The sequence below is a fragment of the Nitrospirillum iridis genome (assembly GCF_014205765.1).
GTDB classification, from domain to species: Bacteria; Pseudomonadota; Alphaproteobacteria; order Azospirillales; family Azospirillaceae; genus Nitrospirillum; species Nitrospirillum iridis.
The window spans coordinates 112,038-132,283 of the sequence record NZ_JACIIZ010000012.1 but is presented as its reverse complement, the minus strand read 5'-3'; the positions used below and the strand labels follow the sequence as shown (position 1 = coordinate 132,283).

The 20,246-nt window shown below is 67.4% G+C and carries 22 protein-coding genes and 1 tRNA gene; 14 read left to right on the top strand and 9 right to left on the bottom strand.

Annotation, left to right across the window (positions count from 1 at the left end; all coding sequences use genetic code 11):
* Window positions 1–70 precede the first annotated feature (70 nt).
* Together FHS74_RS20285 and upp are read left to right on the top strand one after the other, a co-directional pair.
* Window positions 71–946: a diguanylate cyclase gene (locus tag FHS74_RS20285; protein ID WP_184804177.1), complete on the top strand. Its 876-nt coding sequence runs from the start codon at window positions 71–73 to the stop codon at window positions 944–946.
* Window positions 947–1,092: 146 nt separating this feature from the next.
* Window positions 1,093–1,743 (top strand): uracil phosphoribosyltransferase, encoded by a 651-nt coding sequence (gene upp, locus FHS74_RS20280; RefSeq protein ID WP_184804174.1) that lies wholly within the window; start codon window positions 1,093–1,095, stop codon window positions 1,741–1,743.
* A gap of 32 nt (window positions 1,744–1,775) precedes the next feature.
* Here the strand turns inward: upp and FHS74_RS20275 are convergent, their stop codons facing one another.
* Window positions 1,776–3,128, bottom strand: coding sequence for a hemolysin family protein (locus FHS74_RS20275; protein ID WP_343066969.1), 1,353 nt, complete (start codon window positions 3,126–3,128; stop codon window positions 1,776–1,778).
* 243 nt (window positions 3,129–3,371) lie between these two features.
* Here FHS74_RS20275 and groES point away from each other — a divergent pair, with 243 nt between their 5' ends.
* Entirely contained in the window at window positions 3,372–3,659 is a 288-nt protein-coding gene (gene groES / locus FHS74_RS20270) for a co-chaperone GroES (RefSeq protein WP_040848135.1), read from the top strand.
* Between the two features lie 126 nt (window positions 3,660–3,785).
* Complete coding sequence (groL, locus tag FHS74_RS20265) at window positions 3,786–5,417, top strand: chaperonin GroEL (protein ID WP_184804171.1); 1,632 nt, start codon at window positions 3,786–3,788, stop codon at window positions 5,415–5,417.
* 230 nt (window positions 5,418–5,647) lie between these two features.
* Here groL and FHS74_RS20260 read toward each other — a convergent pair whose 3' ends face one another.
* The 3 genes from FHS74_RS20260 to FHS74_RS20250 form a co-directional block, all read right to left on the bottom strand.
* A complete protein-coding gene (locus FHS74_RS20260; RefSeq protein ID WP_184804168.1) occupies window positions 5,648–6,067 on the bottom strand; it encodes a hypothetical protein in 420 nt (139 codons plus the stop codon).
* Window positions 6,068–6,287: 220 nt separating this feature from the next.
* A complete protein-coding gene (locus FHS74_RS20255; RefSeq protein ID WP_184804165.1) occupies window positions 6,288–6,536 on the bottom strand; it encodes a DUF1150 family protein in 249 nt (82 codons plus the stop codon).
* Between the two features lie 99 nt (window positions 6,537–6,635).
* Complete coding sequence (locus FHS74_RS20250; protein WP_184804162.1) at window positions 6,636–7,109, bottom strand: Hsp20 family protein; 474 nt, start codon at window positions 7,107–7,109, stop codon at window positions 6,636–6,638.
* 688 nt (window positions 7,110–7,797) lie between these two features.
* On the opposite strand from FHS74_RS20250, the gene FHS74_RS20245 reads away from it, so the two are divergent.
* Window positions 7,798–8,388, top strand: a complete 591-nt coding sequence (locus FHS74_RS20245) for a hypothetical protein (protein WP_184804159.1) — start codon at window positions 7,798–7,800, stop codon at window positions 8,386–8,388.
* A 160-nt stretch (window positions 8,389–8,548) separates the two neighbouring features.
* Here the strand turns inward: FHS74_RS20245 and folE are convergent, their stop codons facing one another.
* Together folE and apaG are read right to left on the bottom strand one after the other, a co-directional pair.
* On the bottom strand, window positions 8,549–9,184 hold the full coding sequence (gene folE, locus FHS74_RS20240; protein WP_184804527.1) for a GTP cyclohydrolase I FolE: 636 nt from the start codon (window positions 9,182–9,184) through the stop codon (window positions 8,549–8,551).
* 218 nt (window positions 9,185–9,402) lie between these two features.
* Window positions 9,403–9,795 (bottom strand): Co2+/Mg2+ efflux protein ApaG, encoded by a 393-nt coding sequence (gene apaG / locus FHS74_RS20235; protein WP_184804156.1) that lies wholly within the window; start codon window positions 9,793–9,795, stop codon window positions 9,403–9,405.
* A 503-nt stretch (window positions 9,796–10,298) separates the two neighbouring features.
* Between apaG and FHS74_RS20230 the strand changes: the two genes are divergently transcribed.
* The 4 genes from FHS74_RS20230 (at window position 10,299) to FHS74_RS20215 (ending at window position 13,105) form a co-directional block, all read left to right on the top strand.
* Window positions 10,299–10,913 carry a GNAT family N-acetyltransferase gene (locus FHS74_RS20230; RefSeq protein WP_184804153.1) on the top strand — a complete coding sequence of 205 codons (615 nt, stop codon included), beginning with the start codon at window positions 10,299–10,301 and terminating at the stop codon, window positions 10,911–10,913.
* Between the two features lie 126 nt (window positions 10,914–11,039).
* Window positions 11,040–11,113, top strand: a tRNA-Gly gene (locus FHS74_RS20225).
* A 259-nt stretch (window positions 11,114–11,372) separates the two neighbouring features.
* Entirely contained in the window at window positions 11,373–12,095 is a 723-nt protein-coding gene (locus tag FHS74_RS20220) for a Bax inhibitor-1/YccA family protein (protein ID WP_211106432.1), read from the top strand.
* Window positions 12,096–12,244: 149 nt separating this feature from the next.
* On the top strand, window positions 12,245–13,105 hold the full coding sequence (locus tag FHS74_RS20215; protein ID WP_184804148.1) for an SAM hydrolase/SAM-dependent halogenase family protein: 861 nt from the start codon (window positions 12,245–12,247) through the stop codon (window positions 13,103–13,105).
* Between the two features lie 42 nt (window positions 13,106–13,147).
* Here FHS74_RS20215 and FHS74_RS20210 read toward each other — a convergent pair whose 3' ends face one another.
* Window positions 13,148–13,861, bottom strand: coding sequence for an HAD-IB family phosphatase (locus tag FHS74_RS20210; protein ID WP_184804145.1), 714 nt, complete (start codon window positions 13,859–13,861; stop codon window positions 13,148–13,150).
* A gap of 144 nt (window positions 13,862–14,005) precedes the next feature.
* Between FHS74_RS20210 and FHS74_RS20205 the strand changes: the two genes are divergently transcribed.
* From FHS74_RS20205 to FHS74_RS20195, 3 genes are all read left to right on the top strand, one after another.
* On the top strand, window positions 14,006–14,992 hold the full coding sequence (locus FHS74_RS20205) for a nucleoside hydrolase (protein WP_184804142.1): 987 nt from the start codon (window positions 14,006–14,008) through the stop codon (window positions 14,990–14,992).
* Window positions 14,993–15,109: 117 nt separating this feature from the next.
* Window positions 15,110–15,622 (top strand): hypothetical protein, encoded by a 513-nt coding sequence (locus FHS74_RS20200; protein WP_184804139.1) that lies wholly within the window; start codon window positions 15,110–15,112, stop codon window positions 15,620–15,622.
* 253 nt (window positions 15,623–15,875) lie between these two features.
* Window positions 15,876–16,451, top strand: coding sequence for a hypothetical protein (locus FHS74_RS20195; protein WP_184804136.1), 576 nt, complete (start codon window positions 15,876–15,878; stop codon window positions 16,449–16,451).
* A 17-nt stretch (window positions 16,452–16,468) separates the two neighbouring features.
* Here FHS74_RS20195 and FHS74_RS20190 read toward each other — a convergent pair whose 3' ends face one another.
* Both FHS74_RS20190 and FHS74_RS20185 read right to left on the bottom strand, forming a co-directional pair.
* On the bottom strand, window positions 16,469–17,035 hold the full coding sequence (locus tag FHS74_RS20190) for a helix-turn-helix domain-containing protein (protein WP_184804133.1): 567 nt from the start codon (window positions 17,033–17,035) through the stop codon (window positions 16,469–16,471).
* A gap of 127 nt (window positions 17,036–17,162) precedes the next feature.
* Window positions 17,163–17,576: a bactofilin family protein gene (locus FHS74_RS20185; RefSeq protein ID WP_184804130.1), complete on the bottom strand. Its 414-nt coding sequence runs from the start codon at window positions 17,574–17,576 to the stop codon at window positions 17,163–17,165.
* Window positions 17,577–18,051: 475 nt separating this feature from the next.
* On the opposite strand from FHS74_RS20185, the gene FHS74_RS20180 reads away from it, so the two are divergent.
* Together FHS74_RS20180 and argF are read left to right on the top strand one after the other, a co-directional pair.
* Window positions 18,052–19,224 (top strand): acetylornithine transaminase, encoded by a 1,173-nt coding sequence (locus FHS74_RS20180; protein WP_184804127.1) that lies wholly within the window; start codon window positions 18,052–18,054, stop codon window positions 19,222–19,224.
* Between the two features lie 14 nt (window positions 19,225–19,238).
* Window positions 19,239–20,165 (top strand): ornithine carbamoyltransferase, encoded by a 927-nt coding sequence (gene argF, locus FHS74_RS20175; RefSeq protein WP_184804124.1) that lies wholly within the window; start codon window positions 19,239–19,241, stop codon window positions 20,163–20,165.
* Window positions 20,166–20,246 lie beyond the last annotated feature (81 nt).

Sequence of the window (20,246 nt, the reverse complement as noted above, 5' to 3'; positions counted from 1 at the left end):
CTTGTCCGGCCGGGACCCCGCCCGCCTTCCGCGCGGTACCTGGCCTCGTCATCAGGATCGTCTTCCCGCGATGAATGTGTCCCCTTTGCCTTCCGCCGCCGGTTTGGCCGGCGTGGTGGACGAGCATCTTCGGTGGATCGGCCAGTGGCATCGCGCGGCGTTCTTCAACCACGGCGACGGGGTCGTCCTGCCGATACCCACCGCGTTTCCCGCCTGGGTGCGGGGGGCGTCCGGCAGCGAGTTGGCGGACCAGCCGGCCATCGACCGCCTGATTGCCCTGCACGACCAGATGCACCGCATGGCCCGGCTGGTGCACATGCGGGCGAACGATGGGCAGCCGCCCACCCTGCCGGCCTACGAGGCGGTGATCGAGAAGTTCGATGAGTTCATGGTGCTGTTGCGCCGCATCGAGCGGGCGTTCAGCGTGGCCGGCAGCGGCATCGATCCGCTGACGGGCTTGCGCAACCGCACCGGCCTGCGCGAGGAGATGGAGCGCGAGGTCAACCGCTACCGCCGCACCGGCCGGCCCTTCTGCATCGCGTTGTGCGATTTGGACAAGTTCAAGTCGGTCAATGACAGCTATGGCCATGAGGCCGGCGACCGCGTGCTGATGGCCGCGTCCGGGGCGGTCAACCAGGGCATCCGCTCGTTCGACGAAGCCTTCCGTCTGGGCGGTGAGGAAATCCTGATCCTGCTGAAGGACGCCACCCTCTCGGACGGCTATGCCGTGGTGGAACGCCTGCGCCAGGATATGGAGGCGATGTCTGTCGCCATCGGCGGCGGGCGCAGCATACGGTTCACCGCCAGCTTCGGCCTGGCCGAGGCCCGGCCGGACAGCGACCCCGAGGACCTGGTGGCGGAGGCCGACGCCGCCCTCTATACGGCCAAGCGTCAAGGGCGCAACCAGGTGGTTCGCGCCGCCCCGCCACCGGCGCCCGGCGCCTGACCGCCCGGTCAGGATCGCCCAGGCACGGTAACCGGTCGCCTATTTGGCCGGCGGGCCGGTTTGCCCGTGTCGCGACGGTGGCGCTTGGCTGCCGGGTCCGCTAGCTTGGAACCAATTCCACCGCTTTCGATCCTGGTTCAGCCGCCATGCGCACCGTCGCCGATTTCCCCAACCTGTTCGTCACCGACCATCCGCTGATCCAGCACAAGCTGTCGCATATGCGTGACAAGCGGCGATCCACCATGGGGTTCCGCCAGCTGCTGCGCGAGATCGCCCTGCTGATGGGGTATGAGATCACCCGCGACCTGCCGCTGACGACGGAACGGATCGAGACGCCGCTGGTGGAGATGGATGCCCCGGTGATCGAGGGCAAGAAGGTCGCCGTCGTCCCCATTCTGCGGGCGGGGCTGGTGATGGCCGAGGGGCTGCTGGAACTGATGCCGGGCGCGCGCGAGGGCCATATCGGCCTCTACCGCGACCATGACACCAAGCAGCCGGTGGAATATCTGGTGAAGCTGCCGGCTGCCCAGGGCCGCACCTTCATCCTGGTCGACCCCATGCTGGCCACCGGCAATTCCGCCGTCCACGCGGTGGACGTGCTGAACCGCCACGGCGTGGCGGATGACCAGATCCGCTTCATGGCCCTGGTGTCGGCGCCGGAGGGCGTGCGCGTCTTCCACGCCGCCCATCCGGACGTGAAGGTCTACACCGCGGCGCTGGACAGCCACCTGACCGACGACGCCTACATCGTTCCCGGTCTGGGCGACGCGGGCGATCGGCTCTTCGGGACGAAGTGAGGCCTTCCTCAGGCGCGGGCGCCTGAGGAAGGCTATTCCGCCGGCGGGATCACCAGGATCTTGTCGATTCGGCGGCCGTCCATGTCCACCACCTCGAATCGGTACCCCGCGTGGCTGATGCCCTCGCCCACGCGGGGCAGGTGGCCCAGCTTGAACAGCAGGAAGCCCGCCAGGGTCAGATAGTCGCCGCCATTGCGCAGGCCCGGCAGGTCCAGCACGCTGGAGGCCTCGTCGATGGCCATGCGGCCGTCGATCAGCATGGACCCGTCCTCGCGGCGCACGAACTCGTCCTCGTCGGCATCGTGGGCCTCGGGCATGTCGCCGGCGATGGATTCCAGAATGTCGGTCAGGGTGACGATGCCCTCCGCGCTGCCGTACTCATCCACCACCAGGGCCATCTGCTGGCTCGACGCGCGGAACAGTTCCAGCAGGCGCATGACCTGGGTGCCGTCATGGACGATCAGCGCGGGGTTGGCCAGCTTGGCCAGGTCCGGCGTCTCGCCGGCCAGCACGGCGTCCAGCACGGCCTTGGCGTGAAGAATGCCCACCACCTCGTCCAGGCTGCCCCGGCAGACGGGGAAGCGGCTGTGGGGGCTTTGCTGGATCTCGGCCGTCAGCGTGGCGACGTCGTCATCCAGATCCAGCCACATGACGTCCAGGCGCGGGGTCATGATGGCGCGCGCCGGCCGGTCGGACAGGCCCAGCACGCCCTCGATCATGCGCTTTTCCTCGGGCTCGAACACGCCGGCGGCCGTGCCCTCGGCGATCAGGCTCTTCACCTCCTCCTCGGTGACGGCGTTCTCCGGCTTGCCGGCGGCGCCCAGCATGCGGAGCAGCAGTTCCGTCACCGTACCCAGCAGCCAGGCGATGGGGGCGGCGGCGCGGGAGAGGAACAGCAGGAAGGGGGCGGTCACCAGGGCGATGCGTTCCCCCGCGTGCAGGGCCAGACGCTTGGGCACCAGTTCCCCGACGATCAGGGACAAGAGTGTGATGCACACCACCACCAAGGTGACGGCGATGCTTTCCGCGTGGGGGGCGAGGGCCGGGATGGCGGCCAATTCCTCCGCCAGGGGGCCGGACAGCGTGGCGCTGCCGAAGGCGCCTTCCACGATGGCGATCATGGTGATGCCGATCTGCACCGTGGATAGGAAGTGCGACGGGTTTTCCTGCAACGCCAGCGCCGTCCGGGCGCCGCGGTGGCCTTTTTCCGCCAGGGTGGCCAGGCGGCTGCGCCGGGCGGATAGCACGGCCAGTTCGGACATGGCGAAAAAGCCGTTCAGCAGGATCAGCAGAACCAGGATGGCGACTTGCAGGTAAAGCATCAGGGCGGCGTCGTAGCCTGTCGAGGGATGGGGAACACGCGGCACGATAGCATGGACGGACACTCTGTCGCGTCTTTGCCGTCGTCGCGGGCCAACATTTACGGCATATGCCGGCAAGCGGCCCCCGGCGACAACAGCGGGGAGATGACGTTTTCGCGACCATGCGCGTGGTATCGCGCCTGGGTGCTTGATTCCCGTCCGGACTCGTATTATCTCCGCTAGCACTCACTGGGGCTGAGTGCTAACAGCAGGCTCAGCCCCCTTTCGCTCTGTATAGAGCCTTTTGCCTTTTCAGGGAGAGAATCCATGAAGTTCCGTCCGCTGCACGACCGGGTGGTGGTGCGCCGCGTTGAGAGTGAGCAGAAGACCGCTGGCGGCATCATCATCCCCGACACCGTCAAGGAAAAGCCCCAGGAGGGCGAGGTCGTCGCCGTGGGCCCCGGCGCCCGTGACGAGCAGGGCAAGCTGATCGCCCTGGACGTGAAGGCTGGTGATCGCGTGCTGTTCGGCAAGTGGTCCGGCACCGAGGTGAAGATCGATGGGGCCGAATACCTCATCATGAAGGAATCCGACATCCTCGGCATCGTGGCCTGATCTGGGCCTGATTTGGATGACGGGCCGGCTGACTGTTCCTAGTCGCCGCCCCCCGGATTTCCCCTCTTAGCCATCATGGGCCGCCCCAACGGGGCCAGGCCCCCGGAAAGTCAAGGAAGAGAAATTATGGCTGCCAAGGAAGTGAAGTTTGGCGTCGATGCCCGTAACCGCATGCTGCGCGGCGTGGACATCCTGGCCGATGCCGTGAAGGTGACCCTGGGCCCGAAGGGCCGCAACGTCGTCATCGAGAAGAGCTTCGGCGCTCCGCGCATCACCAAGGACGGCGTCTCCGTCGCCAAGGAGATCGAGCTGTCGGACAAGTTCGAGAACATGGGCGCCCAGATGGTGCGCGAAGTGGCCTCGAAGACCAACGACGTCGCCGGTGACGGCACCACCACCGCCACCGTGCTGGCCCAGGCCATCGTCCGTGAGGGCGCCAAGGCCGTGGCCGCCGGCCTGAACCCGATGGACGTGAAGCGCGGCATCGACGTCGCCGTCGCCGCCGTCATCAACGACATCAAGGGCCGTTCCAAGAAGATCTCCACCAACGCCGAGATCGCCCAGGTCGGCACCATCTCCGCCAACGGCGAGTCCGAGATCGGCGAGATGATCGCCAAGGCGATGGAGAAGGTCGGCAACGAGGGCGTCATCACGGTGGAAGAGGCCAAGGGCTTCGAAACCGAGCTGGAAGTCGTCGAGGGCATGCAGTTCGACCGCGGCTACCTGTCGCCGTACTTCGTGACCAACGCCGACAAGATGACGGTCGAGCTGGAAAACCCCTTCATCCTGCTGCACGAGAAGAAGCTGTCGGGCCTGCAGGCCCTGCTGCCGGTGCTGGAGTCGGTGGTGCAGAGCTCGCGTCCGCTGCTGATCGTGTCGGAAGACGTGGAAGGCGAGGCGCTGGCCACGCTGGTGGTCAACAAGCTGCGCGGCGGCCTGAAGATCGCCGCCGTGAAGGCTCCGGGCTTCGGCGACCGCCGCAAGGCGATGCTGGAGGACATGGCCATCCTGACCGGCGGCCAGGTCATCTCCGAAGACCTGGGCATCAAGCTTGAGAACGTGACCCTGGACATGCTGGGCACCGCCAAGAAGGTGGTGATCACCAAGGACGCGACCACGATCGTGGACGGCGTCGGCGCCAAGGCCGACATCGAGGCCCGCATCGGCCAGATCAAGGCGCAGATCGAGGAGACCACCTCGGACTACGACCGTGAGAAGCTGCAGGAGCGTCTGGCGAAGCTGGCGGGCGGCGTTGCCGTCATCCGCGTCGGCGGCGCCACCGAGGTCGAGGTGAAGGAACGCAAGGACCGCGTTGACGACGCCATGCACGCCACCCGCGCCGCGGTGGAAGAGGGCGTGGTCGCCGGCGGCGGCACCGCCCTGCTGTACGCCACCAAGGCCCTGGCCGACCTGAAGCCGGTCAACGACGAGCAGCGCGTGGGCATCGACATCGTCCGCAAGGCGCTGCAGTCGCCCGTGCGCCAGATCGCCTTCAACGCCGGCACCGATGGTTCCATCGTCGTCGGCAAGCTGCTGGACCAGTCCAGCGCCGACTTTGGCTACAACGCCCAGACCGGTGAGTTCGGCGACATGTTCGCCTTCGGCGTGATCGACCCGACGAAGGTCGTGCGCACCGCCCTGCAGGACGCCGCCTCCGTGGCCGGCCTGCTGATCACCACCGAGGCGATGGTCGCCGAGAAGCCCGAGAAGAAGGCCGCTCCGGCCGGCGCCCCGGGCATGGGTGACATGGACTTCTAAGTCGTCCCCGGACGAATTAGGTCTTTCAAGGACAGGGCCGGTTCCCAGCGATGGGGGCCGGCCCTTTTCCTTGGGATCAGGTTGGACCGTCTAGAGCAGATCGCCCAAAGGCGGCACCGCCTTTGGGCGTGAAGCTGCTCGCGGACAGACTCAGCTATAGCCGGCTGTGGTTCCGATTAAACGCAGCCGGCTATAGGACCGTTTTAAGCTGGCAATCCCAGGGGGGATGATCAGGGGCTGGTCTGGCGCGCCAGGTTGGCCTGAAGCACGCTCCGGTCGCGCGGGTCGGCGAAGGTGGCGCCCAGGTGGTCATTGTCGCCGGGCGTCGCCTCCAGCCGCCCCCCTATGAGGCGATCGCAAAAGCCACCGTTGGACTCGTCGATGCCGAATACGGTCGTGGCGGGGCCGCTGGCGTTCTCCCTCGTTCCGGCATAGCGCTGCGTCAGGCGGCAGTTCAACGGCGCGCCCAGCCATGCCGTGCCGGTCTGCCGTCCATCGCCGGACTGAATGGTGAGGGTTAGGGGGACGGGCCGTCCCGAAACCTCGGCTTGGCCGATCCAGGTGCCGGTCGTCGGTGGAACGGGCTGCGCCTTGGACGCGCCCGCGATCAGCGACGGGCAACCGGCCGCCGCCAGCGCCAGCGCGGTCACCGCGCGCCTCAAACCACGCCTCAAGCCATGCATGGGTGTCTCTCTCGTTGAAGACGGGGAAGGTCTTCCCACCATACAGGCAAGAGCCGGCGGCCGCTAACGCTCCGGATCACGGCGTGCTTGCATGCAAAAGCGCCCGCGGGATGTCCCACAGGCGCTTCTGGTTAAGGGCGCAGCTGAAATGGGGGGGACGGGGGCCAACCGGCGCCCCGCGCCGGGTTCAATGCACCCGCTGAGGTTCCATGTCGTGCTGGCGGACGGAGGCCAGGGCCACTTCCGGCGAGGCGGCCACGGCCAGCGGCGTGCCATCGGCGGCGTGGATGGCGTAGCCCAGGATGCCCTGGGTCACCACCGGCTTCACATAAGCCAGCACGTTGACGCCGAAGGCGGCGAAATCCTGGGAGGAGAGGTGGCGCAGGGCGTCGGCGCTCAGCGCTTCGGTGACATCGGTATCAAGGCTGTCGGTCATGATGATCACTCGCTTTTCGCAACGTGAAGGAAGACAGGCTTCGGGAGCCCTGCCAGGGTGAACGCGGAAAATGGCCCGAACGCGGACCCACCAGGTCTTTTATGGGGCGGCGTTCTTATCGGGCGAAACGTCGATGGTCTGCGGCTCGGCCGTCCCGTCGCCCACGCCGCTGATCTTGATGGTCCGCACCTTGGGCTCGGGAATGGGCCGGCGCAGATCGATGTGCAGCAGTCCGTTGTCCAGGCTGGCGCCCAACACCTCTATGCCGTCGGCCAGGACGAAGCTGCGCTGGAACTGCCGGGCGGCGATGCCACGGTGCAGATAGATGCGCGACTTGTCGTCATGCTGGCGGCCGCGGATGATCAGCTGGTTGTCTTCGGTCTGCACTTGCAGGTCATCGAAGGTGAAGCCGGCCACGGCCAGGGAGATGCGAAGGCCGTCTTCGCCGACCTGTTCGATGTTGTAAGGGGGGTAGCCCTCGGCGGCGGATTTGGATATCCGGTCCAACGTGCGCTCGAACTGGTCGAAACCCAACAGGAACGGGCTGTTCAGGAACGAGACTCGGGTGTTCATGATGTCGGCAACCTCCTCCAACGAGCGAGTGTGCGGGGGCGGCCTATGGCGTCCATCCCATCCGGGGACGGGGCCATCGGCCCGCTACTCGGCGGCCCGGAACGGCACCGCCTGTGAGATACATGGGTACCTCCTCCCACGGTTCAAGACAAGCGCCGGCACAGGATCGACGCGATTGCCCGGCGCCCTCGTGGGGGAACCGTTCCATCCTGTGATGACCATCATGGCAGGGTCCCACATACCTTTCGGCCAGGGGAAACGGTGCTGGCCAGCTGTCCCCAGAAACTGTGGATAAGTCTGTGAACGGGCGGTGCCGGGGCCAGGAGTCCCGTGGCTCTGCCCTGTTTGCCCAAAAAATGAGCTATAAATTCAACCCATTGAAAGTAAAAGATATTAATGGGTGAGGGTGGCTGCGGATGGCGATATTTCCGTATCGCGAAGGATCACGACGCGGCGTGATTCGGCCTTGACAGGCTTGTGGACCGCCATTCCCGCCCAGGCGGGCGGGCCATCCTCCGGAATCCTTGGGGCTAAGCCCTCCGTCGGCGGCACCGAGTCGCGGCGGTGGTCGCCGGCCCCGCCGTTGGTGGAGGGATATTACCGGCGTCGCGCTTGAACAGTCGCCGGGGGCATGACACAAGCAATGCCATCTGCCAATCCGGCTTCTTGCCGTGTCTTGAGGTGATCCATGCGCCGTTTGTTCTTGGCCCTTGTTCTCGGTCTTCTGGTGGTGGCGCCGGTTGGTGTGTGTGGGCGGGCCGCCTGGGCCCAGTCGGGCGGCTTCGGCTTCGCCGATGAGACACCCATCACCCTGAACGTGGCGGAGATCGAGGTGGTGAACGACTACGTCTCGCCCATGAAGCCGCCCAACATCGAACACCAGCTGCAGCTGACCCCGGCGGAGGTGGTGCGCCTGTGGGTGCAGGACCGGCTGAAGGCGGCGGGCTCCAGCGGCAAGGCCCGGGTCGTCATCAAGAACGCCAGCATCGTCGAGGTGAACCTGCCGCGCACCACCGGCGTCAAGGGTTGGTTCACCACCGACCAGTCGCAGCGTTATGATGGTCGGGTGGAGGTGGAAATCCAGGTGGACATGCCGGCCAAGGGCTACGCCGGCAGCACGTCGGTCATCATCACCTCCAGCCAATCGGTGTCCGAGGACGTGACCCTGAACCAGCGGGAAAAGACCTGGGCGCAGCTGGTGCGCGACATGGCGCGCGACATGGACGCGCAGCTGGCCAAGGGCATTCGGGACAATCTGTTCGTCGCCATGGTCTTGTGAATTTCCCAAGCGCCGGCAGGCCCATCCGGGCCTGGGGCCGTCCACGCGGCTCAGGATAAAAATTGGGTCCTGGGCACGGGGCGCGGGATTGGGCGTGAAAAGAAAAAGGCCGGTGGCGCGGATGTGGCGCCACCGGCCTTTTTCATTGGCTTCAGGCCGCTCAGAACATGGCGCCGGCGGGACTGGAATTGCCGATCATGGCCAGGAACTCGCGGCGGGTGCTGGCGTCGTTGCGGAAGGCGCCCAGCATGCGGCTGGTCACCATCGAGACGCCCGGCTTGTGCACGCCGCGGGTGGTCATGCACTGGTGCGCCGCCTCGATCACCACCGCCACGCCCAGGGGCTGCAGCACCTCGTCAATGGTGTTGGCGATCTGCGAGGTCATCTTCTCCTGGATCTGCAGACGCTTGGCGTAAACCTCCACCACCCGCGCCAGCTTGGAGATGCCGACCACGCGGGAGCGCGGCAGGTAGGCGACGTGGGCCACACCGATGATGGGCACCATGTGGTGCTCGCAATAGCTTTCGAAGCGGATGTCGCGCAGCACGACCATCTCGTCGTAGCCGTCGGTTTCCTCGAAGGTGCGGGCCAGCAACTCCATGGGGTCCGAGGCGTAGCCGGCGAAGAACTCCTCATAGCTGCGCACCACGCGGTCGGGCGTGCCCAGCAGGCCCTCGCGGCTGGGGTCGTCGCCGGCCCAGCGCAACAGGGTGCGTACCGCCTCCTCCGCTTCCGCGCGGCTGGGGCGGCCTTGGGGCGACACGGTGCGGCGCCCGTGGACCGGACCGACCACGATGGTCTCGGCGGGGGTCTTGTCGGCTTGGGTCACGGTCTATTCTTCCTCGGATGCTGGGGCCGCCGGTGGCCGGGAAGGTCGGCTTCCCGGGTGGTGGCGGCGGGCCCGGTCAAGGGCCTTGGGGTTCGTGCGTTCTTAACGCGATGGGGCGGCGTTGACTGTGACGGGCGAACATCGGTGACACCGCCCATCGAACCTTCTACGGATGGGGGCCGCCGTCAGTTCAGCACCCCGCGTTCATGGGGGCTGTCCAGGGAGAAGGCGGGGATGCGCACGTCGAAGCGGCTGCCGTCGGCGCGTTCCATCTGGTAGCTGCCGACCATGATGCCGGACGGCGTGCTGAGCGGCGTGCCGCTGGTGTATTCGAAGGACTGGCCGGGGGGCAGCACCGGCTGCTCGCCCACCACGCCGGCGCCCCGCACCTCTTGCACCTGGCCGCGCGCGTCGGTGATGTGCCAGTGGCGGCTGCGCAATTGCACCGTCTCGCCGCCGGTATTCTCGATTCGCACGGTGTAGGCCCAGACATAATGGGCCTCATTGGGGGACGACTGGTCCTCCAGGAACTGCGGGCGCACGCTGACCCGGATGGCATGGGTGGTTTCACTGTACATCGGCTGTCTTTCCCGGGCCGCCCCTTCCCTGCCTGGACTCTCCCTATGCCTGGCGAGGGGGCGATACCGATATCCTGTTTCCGTCTTTCTTAGGCCTGTTCGCGACCAATCTCCAGGCCCATGGCCCCGCTCGGCGCCCCCGCCCGGCGCCATGGGCGGAGTCACCAAAGGTTCATCCAGCATATCACAGGCGGATGGCTGCCCAGCGTTGCCGGGGGTGGGATGCCGATCCCAGCCGGACGATGGTCGGCACCGTAAAAACACGCTTGCGCCCGGGGGGGCTTGGCCTCATATAGGCCCTCAGGTGCAACTGCCGACGGCACGTTTCATGTACGCCAGCCTCCTCCTTCGACGACGATCCTCCGGTCGCCTGCCATGCGGGCGACAGGGTCGTATCACGGCCGGATGCTGACGCGGCGCCCTCTCAACGGCGACGCCCCTCGGTTCCGGTCTCTAGGCGCCTCAGGTGCCAATGATTTAGAGAACCGGGACACCCCAATCGTATGATCCTGACGACTGAGCTGCCGGCGCACGCCGGCGCCATCGAACGCCTGCTCGATACCGCCTTCGGACCGAAGCGCAAAGCCAAGACCGTTTACCGCCTGCGCCGGGGCATCGCCCCCGTGGCCGACCTGTGCATGGTGGCCCTGGATGATGAGGCGCCGGGCTATTCCGCCGCCCAGCCGCGGCTGGTGGCCTCCATCCGCTACTGGCCGGTGATGGCCGCCGACGGTACCATGACCCTGATGCTGGGCCCGATCGCCGTGGCCGAGGATTACCGGTCCGCCGGCCTGGGGGGCCAGCTGATCCGCGCCAGCCTGGCCCGGGCCAAGGCCCTGGGGTACGAGAGCGTGCTGCTGGTCGGTGACGCGCCCTACTACAACCGCTTCGGCTTCACCCGCCAGCCGGTGCTGGGCCTCAAGCTGCCGGGCCCGGTGGAACTGGACCGCTTCCTCGGCCTGGAATTCGTGCCCGGCTCGCTGGCCAAGGCGCAGGGCATGCTGGGCCGGGCCGCCACCCGGACGACAGTTCCGGCCGCCGCGTCGGCCGTGGGTGGACCGGCCACCGAGCCCGCCGTGGCCAAGGTCGCCCGTCCGCGCCGGAGGGCGGTTCGCTGAACCGTCCGGTCCGCCGGCCAACCGCAATGACCCGGAGGACTGAGGGTATTTTGACCGCGTTCACCAGCGGCGGCTCCACTGCCGCTTGAACGCCGCTCCGGAAAGCCCTATAAGCTCTTTCCCGGCGCGGGTGTAGCTCAATGGTAGAGCAGAAGCTTCCCAAGCTTACGACGAGGGTTCGATTCCCTTCACCCGCTCCAGTTCCGGTTGACCGGAACCCGCCGCCGTCGCCCTTGCGCGCTCCCCATTTTCGGTGAAACGCTTCCTCCCGCCTTTGAACGCCCGGCGCCTTTTGGCAGCTGTCCTGGCGCCGTCGCCCAATCCCGCCCACATTACAAGTGTGTAACCCGTTCGGGCATCGGTCGCTTTACCGTTGAATCACGGGGCCAGTGGGACAATATGGAAGTCGCGGCCCATGGGGGTCGTCTGGGTTTAACCTGGGACCATTCGAGGAACGTCATGGCTATCGGACCCTACAATCGTTATGCGTCGAGCACCGGCGCTTACGACCGGGCCCTATTTGATGAGGGCCTGCGCCAGCACATGCTGCGCGTCTTCAACTATATGACTGTCGGCCTGATCGTCACCGGCCTTGTGGCCTTCTTCGGGGCCCAGTCCCCGGCCCTGGTGGCGGCCATCTTCGGCACGCCGCTGAAGTGGGTGGTCATGCTGGCCCCGATCGGTTTCGTCTTCGCGCTGTCGGCCGGCGTCAACCGCATGTCGTCGGGCACGCTGCGCACCGTCTTCTTCGCCTACTGCGCGGCCATGGGCCTGTCGCTCATGAGCATCTTCCTGGTGTTCACCGGCGCCAGCATCGCCCGCGTCTTCTTCATCTCGGCCGCCACCTTCGCCGGCGCCTCGCTGTACGGCTACACCGCCAAGCGTGACCTGACGCAGTTCGGCTCCTTCCTGATCATGGGCGTCATCGGCCTGGTCATCGCCAGTGTGGTCAACATCTTCCTGGCCTCCAGCGCGCTGCAATTCGCGGTGTCGGCCCTGGGCGTGCTGATCTTCACCGGCCTGACCGCCTACGACAGCCAGCGCATCAAGGAGATGTACGCCGAGTCCTGGGGCACCGAGGCCAACACCAAGCTGGCCGTCATGGGCGCGCTGAGCCTGTACCTCGACTTCATCAACATCTTCATCTCCCTGATGCAACTGATGGGCGACCGCCGCAACTAAGCGGGGGCCTGTCCCTGCGAGCAGGGGCCTCACCAATAGGGTTAGGCGTGGGGGGCCGTCCGGGAAACCGGGCGGCCCTTTCCATTGGGCGCCCCCGCTGGCCATGATGGACCCATGCGCCCCTTCCTTCCCCGCGCGAGGCTGCCGCCATGATTTTCCTCTACACCGATTTCGGTTGGTCCGGCCCTTATGTCGGCCAGATGCGGGCGGTGCTGGCGGCTCGCGCGCCGGCCGGAACCCCCGTCATCGACCTGATGCATGACGCCCCCGCCTTCGACGCCCAGGCCGCCGGCCGCCTGCTGGCGGCGCTGCTGCCGTCCACCTTGGTGGCCTTGCCGCCCCGTGCCGCGCCGGCCGTCTTCCTCGCGGTGGTCGATCCCGGCGTGGGAACGGAGCGCCGCCCCCTGGCGGTGCGCCTGGGCGGCGGGCATCCCCACCTGGACGGGCCGGTTTGGCTGGTGGGGCCGGACAATGGCTTGTTCCAGCCTCTGATCGCCGACACTGCCGCCAGCGGCGGCCAGGCCGACGCGTGGGAGATCACCTGGCGGCCCCCGGCGCTGTCCGTCTCCTTCCATGGCCGCGACCTGTTCGCGCCGGTGGCGGCCCTGCTGGCGGAGGGGCGTGGTCTGGGGGATTGGGGGCGCCCCTTGGCCATTACCGATCTTGTAGGGACCGATCTTGTGGGGACCGACCCGGCAGGGGTAACGGCCGATGCCGCGCGCATCCTCTATATCGATGGCTATGGCAATGGCTGGACCGGGCTGCGTCCTGTCGGTCCGCTGGGCGGCGGCGTGGCGCCGGATGCCCGCCTATGGGTCCGGGGCACTGGTGGCGGCCAGGCGGTGGGGCCCGCGCCCACCTTCGGCGCCGTGCCCAAGGGCACCGCCTTCTGGTACGTCAACTCCAGCGGCCTGGTGGAGATCGCGGTCAACCAGGGCCGGGCCGACGAGGCGCTGGGCTTCACCCTGGGCACGCCCGTCGGCGTGCGCGCGCCTTACATCAAACTCTGAGGGGCCGCCGGCCCCGCGGCGGTAGGGCGGTAGCGGCGCGCCTCAATGCGCCGTCGGCACCACCGTCGCCTCATCCATCAACGCCAGGAAGGGCAGGTCGCTGGGCTGGTTGCCATAGCCCCAGCGCCGGCCATAGGGGCCCGTCTCCTGCATCCACAACGCCAGGCGCCGGGCCTTTTCCGCCCGCACGCAGTTGCCGGCCACCATCTCCCCCGTCAGGCGGCCGTCCTCATCCACCGCCATTTCCGTGCCCAACAGGTCGTGCACCGGCAGGTCGGCCAGCAGGGTCGGCATGTAGAGGGTCAACGCGCCGGTGGCCACCAGCACCCGGTGCCCCTGGTCGGCATGGCGCAGCAGGGTGTCGCGCAGCGGCTTGTGCCAGCGCACCCAGGCGGCCATCGCCGCCGCCGCCTCCCGCGCCTGATCCAGTGGCACCCCCGCCAGGCAGCGGCGTAGCAGCCGGCGCTTGAACGCTGTCTTGAAGTCATCGTCCGCGTCCGCGGCATCGCCCGCCTTCACCAAGGCGTTCGCCAGGCCTCTGGGGCGGGGCAACCGGCGGGAGGCGGCGCCGGCCATGCTCCCGGCCAGATGGCGGCGCAACGTCTCCCGTCCCACGACCCGCGCCAGGAAGGGCAGCAGGCTGTCGCCCAACACCAGGGTGCCGTCGAAGTCGAACACCGCCAAGCCCGGCAGGGGGGCACCTGGCGGATGGTCGCCCGGCAATGCGGCGGCGGGGAGGGGTGTGGACTGGGGCATGGAGGCTCTGGGCAGGCGAAGGGCGGGGGGCGCATGGCCCCCCGATTGACAGCGCCATAAAACGGGGTGGGCGGCTTCCTCTCAAGTGGTTTTCGCGCTAAGTGTCGGCCTTTCCGCACGCCGCTTCAGACAGACGGTCCCGCCATGATCACCACCCCCGCAGCGCCGACGGCGTCCACCCCCGCCGCCAAGCCTTACAAGATCATCATCGACACCGATCCCGGCCAGGATGACGCCGTCGCCATCCTGCTGGCGCTGGCCAGCCCGGAGGATGTCGAGGTGCTGGGCATCACCGCCGTGGCCGGCAACGCGCCCCTGCCCTGGACCGAGAAGAACGCCAGGCGGGTGTGCGAGCTGGCCGGCCGGCCCGACGTGAAGGTCTATGCCGGCTGCGACCGGCCCCTGGTGCGGCTGCTGCACACCGCCCCCGAGGTGCATGGCGACACCGGCCTGGATGGCCCCGTGCTGCCGGAGCCCACCATGCCCCTGCAGGACCAGCACGCCGTCGACTTCATCATCGACACGGTGATGCGCGAGGAAGCGGGCGCCGTCACCCTCTGCCCCCTGGGGCCGCTGACCAACGTGGCCCGCGCGTTGGTGAAGGAACCGGCGATAGCCTCCCGCCTGCGGCAGATCGTGCTGATGGGCGGCGCGCAGATGGAGGGGGGCAATTCCACCCCCTGCGCCGAGTTCAACATCTATGTCGACCCGCACGCCGCCGACATCGTCTTCAAGTCGGGCGTGCCCATCGTCATGTTCCCCCTGGACGTCACCCACCAGGTGCTCACATCCCGCCGGCACATGGACCGCATCCAGGCTGTGGGCAACCGGGTGGCCCAGGCGACCCATGAGATGCTGGATTTCTACCAGCGCTATGACGAGCACAAGTACGGCACCGATGGTGGCCCGCTGCACGATCCCTGCGTCATCGCCTGGCTGATCCGGCCGGAGATTTTCCAGGGCAAGACGGTCAATGTCGAGATCGAGACGGGCAGCCCGCTGACCACCGGCCAGACGGTCATCGACCGCTGGAACACCACCGGCCGGGTGCGCAACGCCACCGTCATGCTGCGGGCCGACAGCGACGCCTTCTTCGACCTGCTGGTGGAACGGCTGAAGCGCTTCGGCTGACGCTTTCCCGCCCCCCGGTTGCACTGCCCGGGCTGCGATCGGGGGCTGCATGATATTTGCATGATTGTCGTCCCGGGTGGGGCAGTCCCACCCCTTTGGCCAGCCAGGGGGACGACCATGACCGCGATTTCCACCAGCGACGGCGGCACGGCCGCCGCCAGCCAGAAAGCGGCCGCCAACAAGGCTGCGAACCAGAAGACGGACGGTGAGTTCGCCGACCTCCTGAAAGGCGGCGACGACCCCAAGGACATGCTGGCGGAGATCACCAGCGGGGGCTTCAAGGGCTATTGGGCCTGGCGGGTGAAGGAGATGAAGGCGCGGATCGCCCAGCAGGTCATGGGCGCCATGGGTGTGACCCGTGAAGGACTGGCCCAGATGTCGGAAGACGACCGCGCGGAGGTGGAGGGCCTGATCATGCGGGAGGTGGCGCGGCAGGTCCGGGAAATGACCTCCGGCCAAGCGGCCAAGGGGGGCAAACTGGAAGACCGGGGCCCTGACGGCCAGATCGACGACAGTGCCGATCCATCGCGGCCGGCGCCGACGGCGACCGGCGGGGCGGCGGTCGTGTCGCGCGGCGCCTTGGGGGACGCCACCCTGCAAAGCATGCTGATGGAACAAGAGGCGGGGTGAGGCGATGGTGGCAGATCGGCAATAATTGCCGATATGTCGGAATCTTCTGCCGCACGGCAGATGTTCCTTGCCGCTCTAAACCGACGCGCCAGGGGCGCGGCAGTAAGCAATTCTTGGCATTTTTGCCGCTGACCAGCGCGGCCCGGCCCTTGCTTGGCAACGGCTCGTTGACCCTGGCGCGCGTCGGCCGGCCTTGGGCCATTCCCGTTCCACTCCATGGGGCCCCGCGTCACGGGGCGGGGGACCGAAGACCATGTCGTTCCTGAACACCAGCAACCAGACCCAGTCCGCCGCCAACGCCTATGGCGGCTTCGGCGCGGCGGGCAGCGGCGGCACCGGTGCGACCAGCAGCCTGGGCGGCGGCGGCAGTCTGTCCAACGCCCAAACCGACAGCGCCTTCGCCGACATGCTGAAGGGGGACGACGATCCCCAAACCATGCTGAAGGATATGACCACCGGCGGGTTACAGGGGTACTGGTCCTATCAGATCAAGCAGATGAAGCAGAAGATCGCCGAGGATACGCTGCAGTCCAAGGGCCTGACGACCGGCGACGTGGCCAACATGCCGGCTGACCAGAGGGCGGATCTGGAGCGCGCCATCATGCGCGAGGTGGAACAGAAGGTCCGCCAGATGACCTCCAGCGGCAAGGACGGCAAGAACGGCCTGCAGGACGCCACGCAAGGCGGAGGCGGCGGCACCGGGCAGGCAGCCGGCTATGGCAGCCAGGTCGCCGCCAACAGCAACCAGACCGGTGCGCGCAGCGGCGTTCCCATCGCCGGCGGCGACACCTTGCAGGGCATCCTGTCGGCGCAGGAAACGCAGGGTTAGGGCAGGGGAGGCGGGGCTTACGGCCCGCCCCAGCGCAAGGTGGTGACCAGGCGGCCCGCCGTGCCATCCTCCAGCAGGATGCGTTCCCAGCGCATGCGGCTACGGCGGATCAGCAAATCCGGGCGGTGGTTGGTTTCGGTTTCCAGATCCAGCACGCCATCCGGCCGGTCATACCAGCCGGCATCCGCCAGGCCGGATTCCGCCGCCAGGATCTGTGGCGTCGCGTAGGACAGCAGGGGCCGGCCCAGCACCGTGCTGGCCGATACCGTCCATTCCGCCTCTCGCGCGGGCGATGCCGCCAGCAGCCGGTGGCTGCGGTCGCAAATCAGGTGCACGGGATCGCGGGAACGCCGCACCAGGTGCTTCAGCGCGCTGTCCTGGCCCGGGGTGGCCTGGGTCGGCCCCTGGCTCAGCAGCCGGGCGATGAGGGCCGTATGCGCCTCATCCGGCCAGGCCAGACCCCGTTCCCAGCGCGACACGGTCGCCTGGGTCACACCCAGCAGGTCCGCCACATGCCCCTGTTTCAGCCCGCGCACCCGGCGCAGGCGCCGCAAATCCCGCCCGATGGTGTGGCTATCATTCATATCGGCGGTTCCTCACGGGCCCTTCCTTGGGGGCCAAGAGAAAGGGAGGACAAAGCGAAAGGGCGGCCCGAAGGCCGCCCTTGAACCGTACCTGTTTTCCCACCCGGCAGGGCCGTCGGTCAGGCCGTCAGTGCGATGGGCCGCTCTGGATGGTGCCGGAGATGGAGCCGCCGTCGGCGATGCTGATGCGGCCATAGCGGATGGTGCCCTCCACCTGGCCGGTCTCACCGATGGACAGGGTGCCCGTCACCTCGATGGTGCCGGTGGCGCGGCCGGAAACCTTCATGCTTTCCACCACGGCGGTGCCCTCGAAATGGCCCCCCTCGGCCACCTCCAGCACCTTGACCTCGCTCAGCGTCACATCGACCAGACGGCCGGCGACATGCAGCGTGTGGCAGTGGGAAATCTTGGCGCCCTCGATGCGCGCCTCGGGCGAGATGGTGGTGACCCCGCCACCCAAATCGGGCGCCGGTTCCGCCTGCGGTCCGCCGTTCAGGCCCGGCCGCAGAAAGCTGCGCGGATCGAGGATGTCACTGGCCATCGGTCCCCCTCATCGTCCGGCGCAGGCCGGAACTGGAAAATAGTCCGGCGCAGGCCGGAACTGAAAAATAGCCCGGCGCAGGCCGGAACCAAAGATTACCCGGCTTGGCCGGCATTCAAAAAGGCGCCGGGCATGGCCGGCAGCCGAATTCCCCATACGGCGTCTTCGCCCCCGCCGAAACGGGCCGGACGCTTTGAAACTCTTAAGCGTTTCTGGGGCTTTTCGCAACATCTCCCGGGCTGCCCCGACGGGCCTTTCGCCAGGGGCCGCCGGGAAGGTCACGGGGGGGCGGGCGTTCCCCCCGTACCGCATGCGCATGGCAGGGCGCGCGCGGGATAGCGCTGGTTGAGATTGACGGAGGCCTTACCGCGCACAATAGTCGGCGGTTCCAAACCCTGGTTCGGGCGCCGAGGGCGGCCCGGGCTTTGTTATAATTTCGTGTACGCACCCCAAGAAATATAAGGAGTGTCTGGCCGTGATTCCTGTCGTGATGCCGACCTATTCCCGTATCGACATCGTGTTCGATCGGGGTGAGGGCTGCTTCCTCTACGACACCACCGGCCGACGATTCCTGGATTTCACCAGCGGCATCGCGGTGAACGCCCTGGGCCACGCCCATCCCTACCTGGTGGAGCGGTTGACCGAGCAGGCGCACAAACTGTGGCACACCTCCAACCTGTTCCGGGTGGGACAGGCGGAGAAGCTGGCCGCCCGCCTGACGGAGGTCACCTTCGCCGACACCGTCTTCTTCACCAATTCCGGTGTCGAGGCCTGGGAATGCGGCGTGAAGGTGGTGCGCAAGTACCATTATGAGACCGGCCATCCGGAGAAGAGCCGCTTCATCGTCGCCGGCGGCAACTTCCACGGCCGCACCATGACGGCCATCGCCGCCAGCGGCCAGGACAAGATGGTGAAGGGCTTCGGCCCCCTGCTGGACAGCTTCGACCGGGTCGCCTACGACAACCTGAATGAGCTGCGCGCCGCCATCACGCCGGAGACGGGCGCCATCCTGGTGGAACCCATCCTGGGCGAGGGCGGTATGCGCCCGGCCAGCCTGGACTATCTGCGGGCATTGCGCGCCATCTGCGACGAATACGGCCTGCTGCTGTATTTCGACGAGATCCAGTCCGGCATGGGCCGCAGCGGCAAGCTGTTCGCCCATGAGTGGGCCGGCATCACCCCGGACGTGATGTGCATCGCCAAGGGCATCGGTGGCGGTTTCCCGCTGGGCGCCTGCCTGGCCACCGAAAAGGCGGCCCAGGGCATGGTGGCCGGCACCCACGGCAGCACCTTCGGCGGCAACCCCTTGGCCACCGCCGTGGGCAACGCCGTGCTGGACGTGATGCTGCAGCCGGGTTTCCTGGACGGTGTCGTCACCAAGGGCGCGCTGTTGCAGGGCAAGCTGGAGGCCCTGGTGCGGCGCCATCCCAAGGTGCTGGACAGCGTGCGCGGCAGGGGCCTGATCCTGGGCGTGAAGTGCGTGCTGCCGGCCGGCACGCTGGTCGACGCGCTGCGCGATAACGGCATGCTGGTGGTGTCCGCCGCCGAAAACGTCATCCGCATCCTGCCGCCGCTGATCGTGGGCGAGGGCGAGATCGATGAGGCCGTGGCCATCCTGGACCGCACCTGTGCGGCCCTGGCGGCCTGAGGGGAGCCTGATTTATGACCGAGACGACCAAGACGGTCCGGCATTTCCTGGATATCAGCGATTTCGACACGGCCACGCTGCGTCAAATCCTGAACCGGGGCCATGACCTGAAGAAGACCAGCGGCACGGCCGCCCATCCCCGGCCCTTCCAGGGGCTGACGCTGGCCACCATTTTCGAGAAGCCGTCCACCCGCACCCGCGTCTCGTTCGAGGTGGGGATGCGCCAGCTGGGCGGTGAGGTCATCACCCTGACGGGACGCGAGATCCAGCTGGGCCATGGCGAGACCATCGCCGACACGGCCCGCGTGCTATCGCGCTTCGTCAACGTCATCATGATCCGCACCGATCATGAGACCAAGGTGCACGAGATGGCGGGGGCGGCCAGCATTCCCGTCATCAATGGCCTGACCGACACCTCCCACCCCTGCCAGATCATGGCGGACATCATGACGTTCGAGGAGAAGCGCGGGCCCATCGAGGGCCGCGTCGTCTGCTGGAGCGGCGATGCCAACAATGTCTGCCAGAGCTGGATCCACGCGGCCGCCCGCTTCGGTTTCGAGATGCGGGTGGCGGCGCCTAAGAGCCTGCAGCCCACGGCCGATACCGTGGCCTGGGCGGCGGCCGAAGGCGCGCGCCTGGTGGTGACCGAGGATCCGCGCGCGGCGGCGGAGGGCGCGGACATCGTGGTGACGGACACCTGGGTGTCCATGCATCACAAGGATGCGCCCGCGCGCATGGCATTGCTGACCCCCTTCCAGGTCAACGACGGCTTGATGAAACTGGCCTCCCCCGACGCCATATTCATGCATTGCCTGCCGGCCCATCGGGAGGAGGAGGTGACCACCTCCGTCATCGACGGGCCGCAGTCCGTCGTCTGGGACGAGGCGGAGAACCGCCTGCACGCCCAGAAGGGCATCCTGGCCTGGTGTCTGAACGCCTGATCGTTCCGGTACCGGTTGCAAGGGCGCCTTGCCTGAGGTCTACAAGCTCCCGATCGGCGCGCAGCCGGTCGGGCGCCTTTG

What these genes read in the sequence shown, in the direction of transcription:
- argF (WP_184804124.1), top strand. Translation starts at nt 19,239, where the DNA reads ATGACCGAGACGACCAAGACGGTCCGGCATTTCCTGGATATCAGCGAT.
- upp (WP_184804174.1), top strand. Translation starts at nt 1,093, where the DNA reads ATGCGCACCGTCGCCGATTTCCCCAACCTGTTCGTCACCGACCATCCG.
- FHS74_RS20195 (WP_184804136.1), top strand. Translation starts at nt 15,876, where the DNA reads ATGTCGTTCCTGAACACCAGCAACCAGACCCAGTCCGCCGCCAACGCC.
- apaG (WP_184804156.1), bottom strand. Translation starts at nt 9,795, where the DNA reads ATGTACAGTGAAACCACCCATGCCATCCGGGTCAGCGTGCGCCCGCAG.
- FHS74_RS20205 (WP_184804142.1), top strand. Translation starts at nt 14,006, where the DNA reads ATGATCACCACCCCCGCAGCGCCGACGGCGTCCACCCCCGCCGCCAAG.
- FHS74_RS20245 (WP_184804159.1), top strand. Translation starts at nt 7,798, where the DNA reads ATGCGCCGTTTGTTCTTGGCCCTTGTTCTCGGTCTTCTGGTGGTGGCG.
- FHS74_RS20200 (WP_184804139.1), top strand. Translation starts at nt 15,110, where the DNA reads ATGACCGCGATTTCCACCAGCGACGGCGGCACGGCCGCCGCCAGCCAG.
- FHS74_RS20250 (WP_184804162.1), bottom strand. Translation starts at nt 7,109, where the DNA reads ATGAACACCCGAGTCTCGTTCCTGAACAGCCCGTTCCTGTTGGGTTTC.
- FHS74_RS20230 (WP_184804153.1), top strand. Translation starts at nt 10,299, where the DNA reads ATGATCCTGACGACTGAGCTGCCGGCGCACGCCGGCGCCATCGAACGC.
- FHS74_RS20215 (WP_184804148.1), top strand. Translation starts at nt 12,245, where the DNA reads ATGATTTTCCTCTACACCGATTTCGGTTGGTCCGGCCCTTATGTCGGC.
- groES (WP_040848135.1), top strand. Translation starts at nt 3,372, where the DNA reads ATGAAGTTCCGTCCGCTGCACGACCGGGTGGTGGTGCGCCGCGTTGAG.
- FHS74_RS20220 (WP_211106432.1), top strand. Translation starts at nt 11,373, where the DNA reads ATGGCTATCGGACCCTACAATCGTTATGCGTCGAGCACCGGCGCTTAC.
- groL (WP_184804171.1), top strand. Translation starts at nt 3,786, where the DNA reads ATGGCTGCCAAGGAAGTGAAGTTTGGCGTCGATGCCCGTAACCGCATG.
- FHS74_RS20185 (WP_184804130.1), bottom strand. Translation starts at nt 17,576, where the DNA reads ATGGCCAGTGACATCCTCGATCCGCGCAGCTTTCTGCGGCCGGGCCTG.
- FHS74_RS20255 (WP_184804165.1), bottom strand. Translation starts at nt 6,536, where the DNA reads ATGACCGACAGCCTTGATACCGATGTCACCGAAGCGCTGAGCGCCGAC.
- FHS74_RS20210 (WP_184804145.1), bottom strand. Translation starts at nt 13,861, where the DNA reads ATGCCCCAGTCCACACCCCTCCCCGCCGCCGCATTGCCGGGCGACCAT.
- FHS74_RS20285 (WP_184804177.1), top strand. Translation starts at nt 71, where the DNA reads ATGAATGTGTCCCCTTTGCCTTCCGCCGCCGGTTTGGCCGGCGTGGTG.
- FHS74_RS20190 (WP_184804133.1), bottom strand. Translation starts at nt 17,035, where the DNA reads ATGAATGATAGCCACACCATCGGGCGGGATTTGCGGCGCCTGCGCCGG.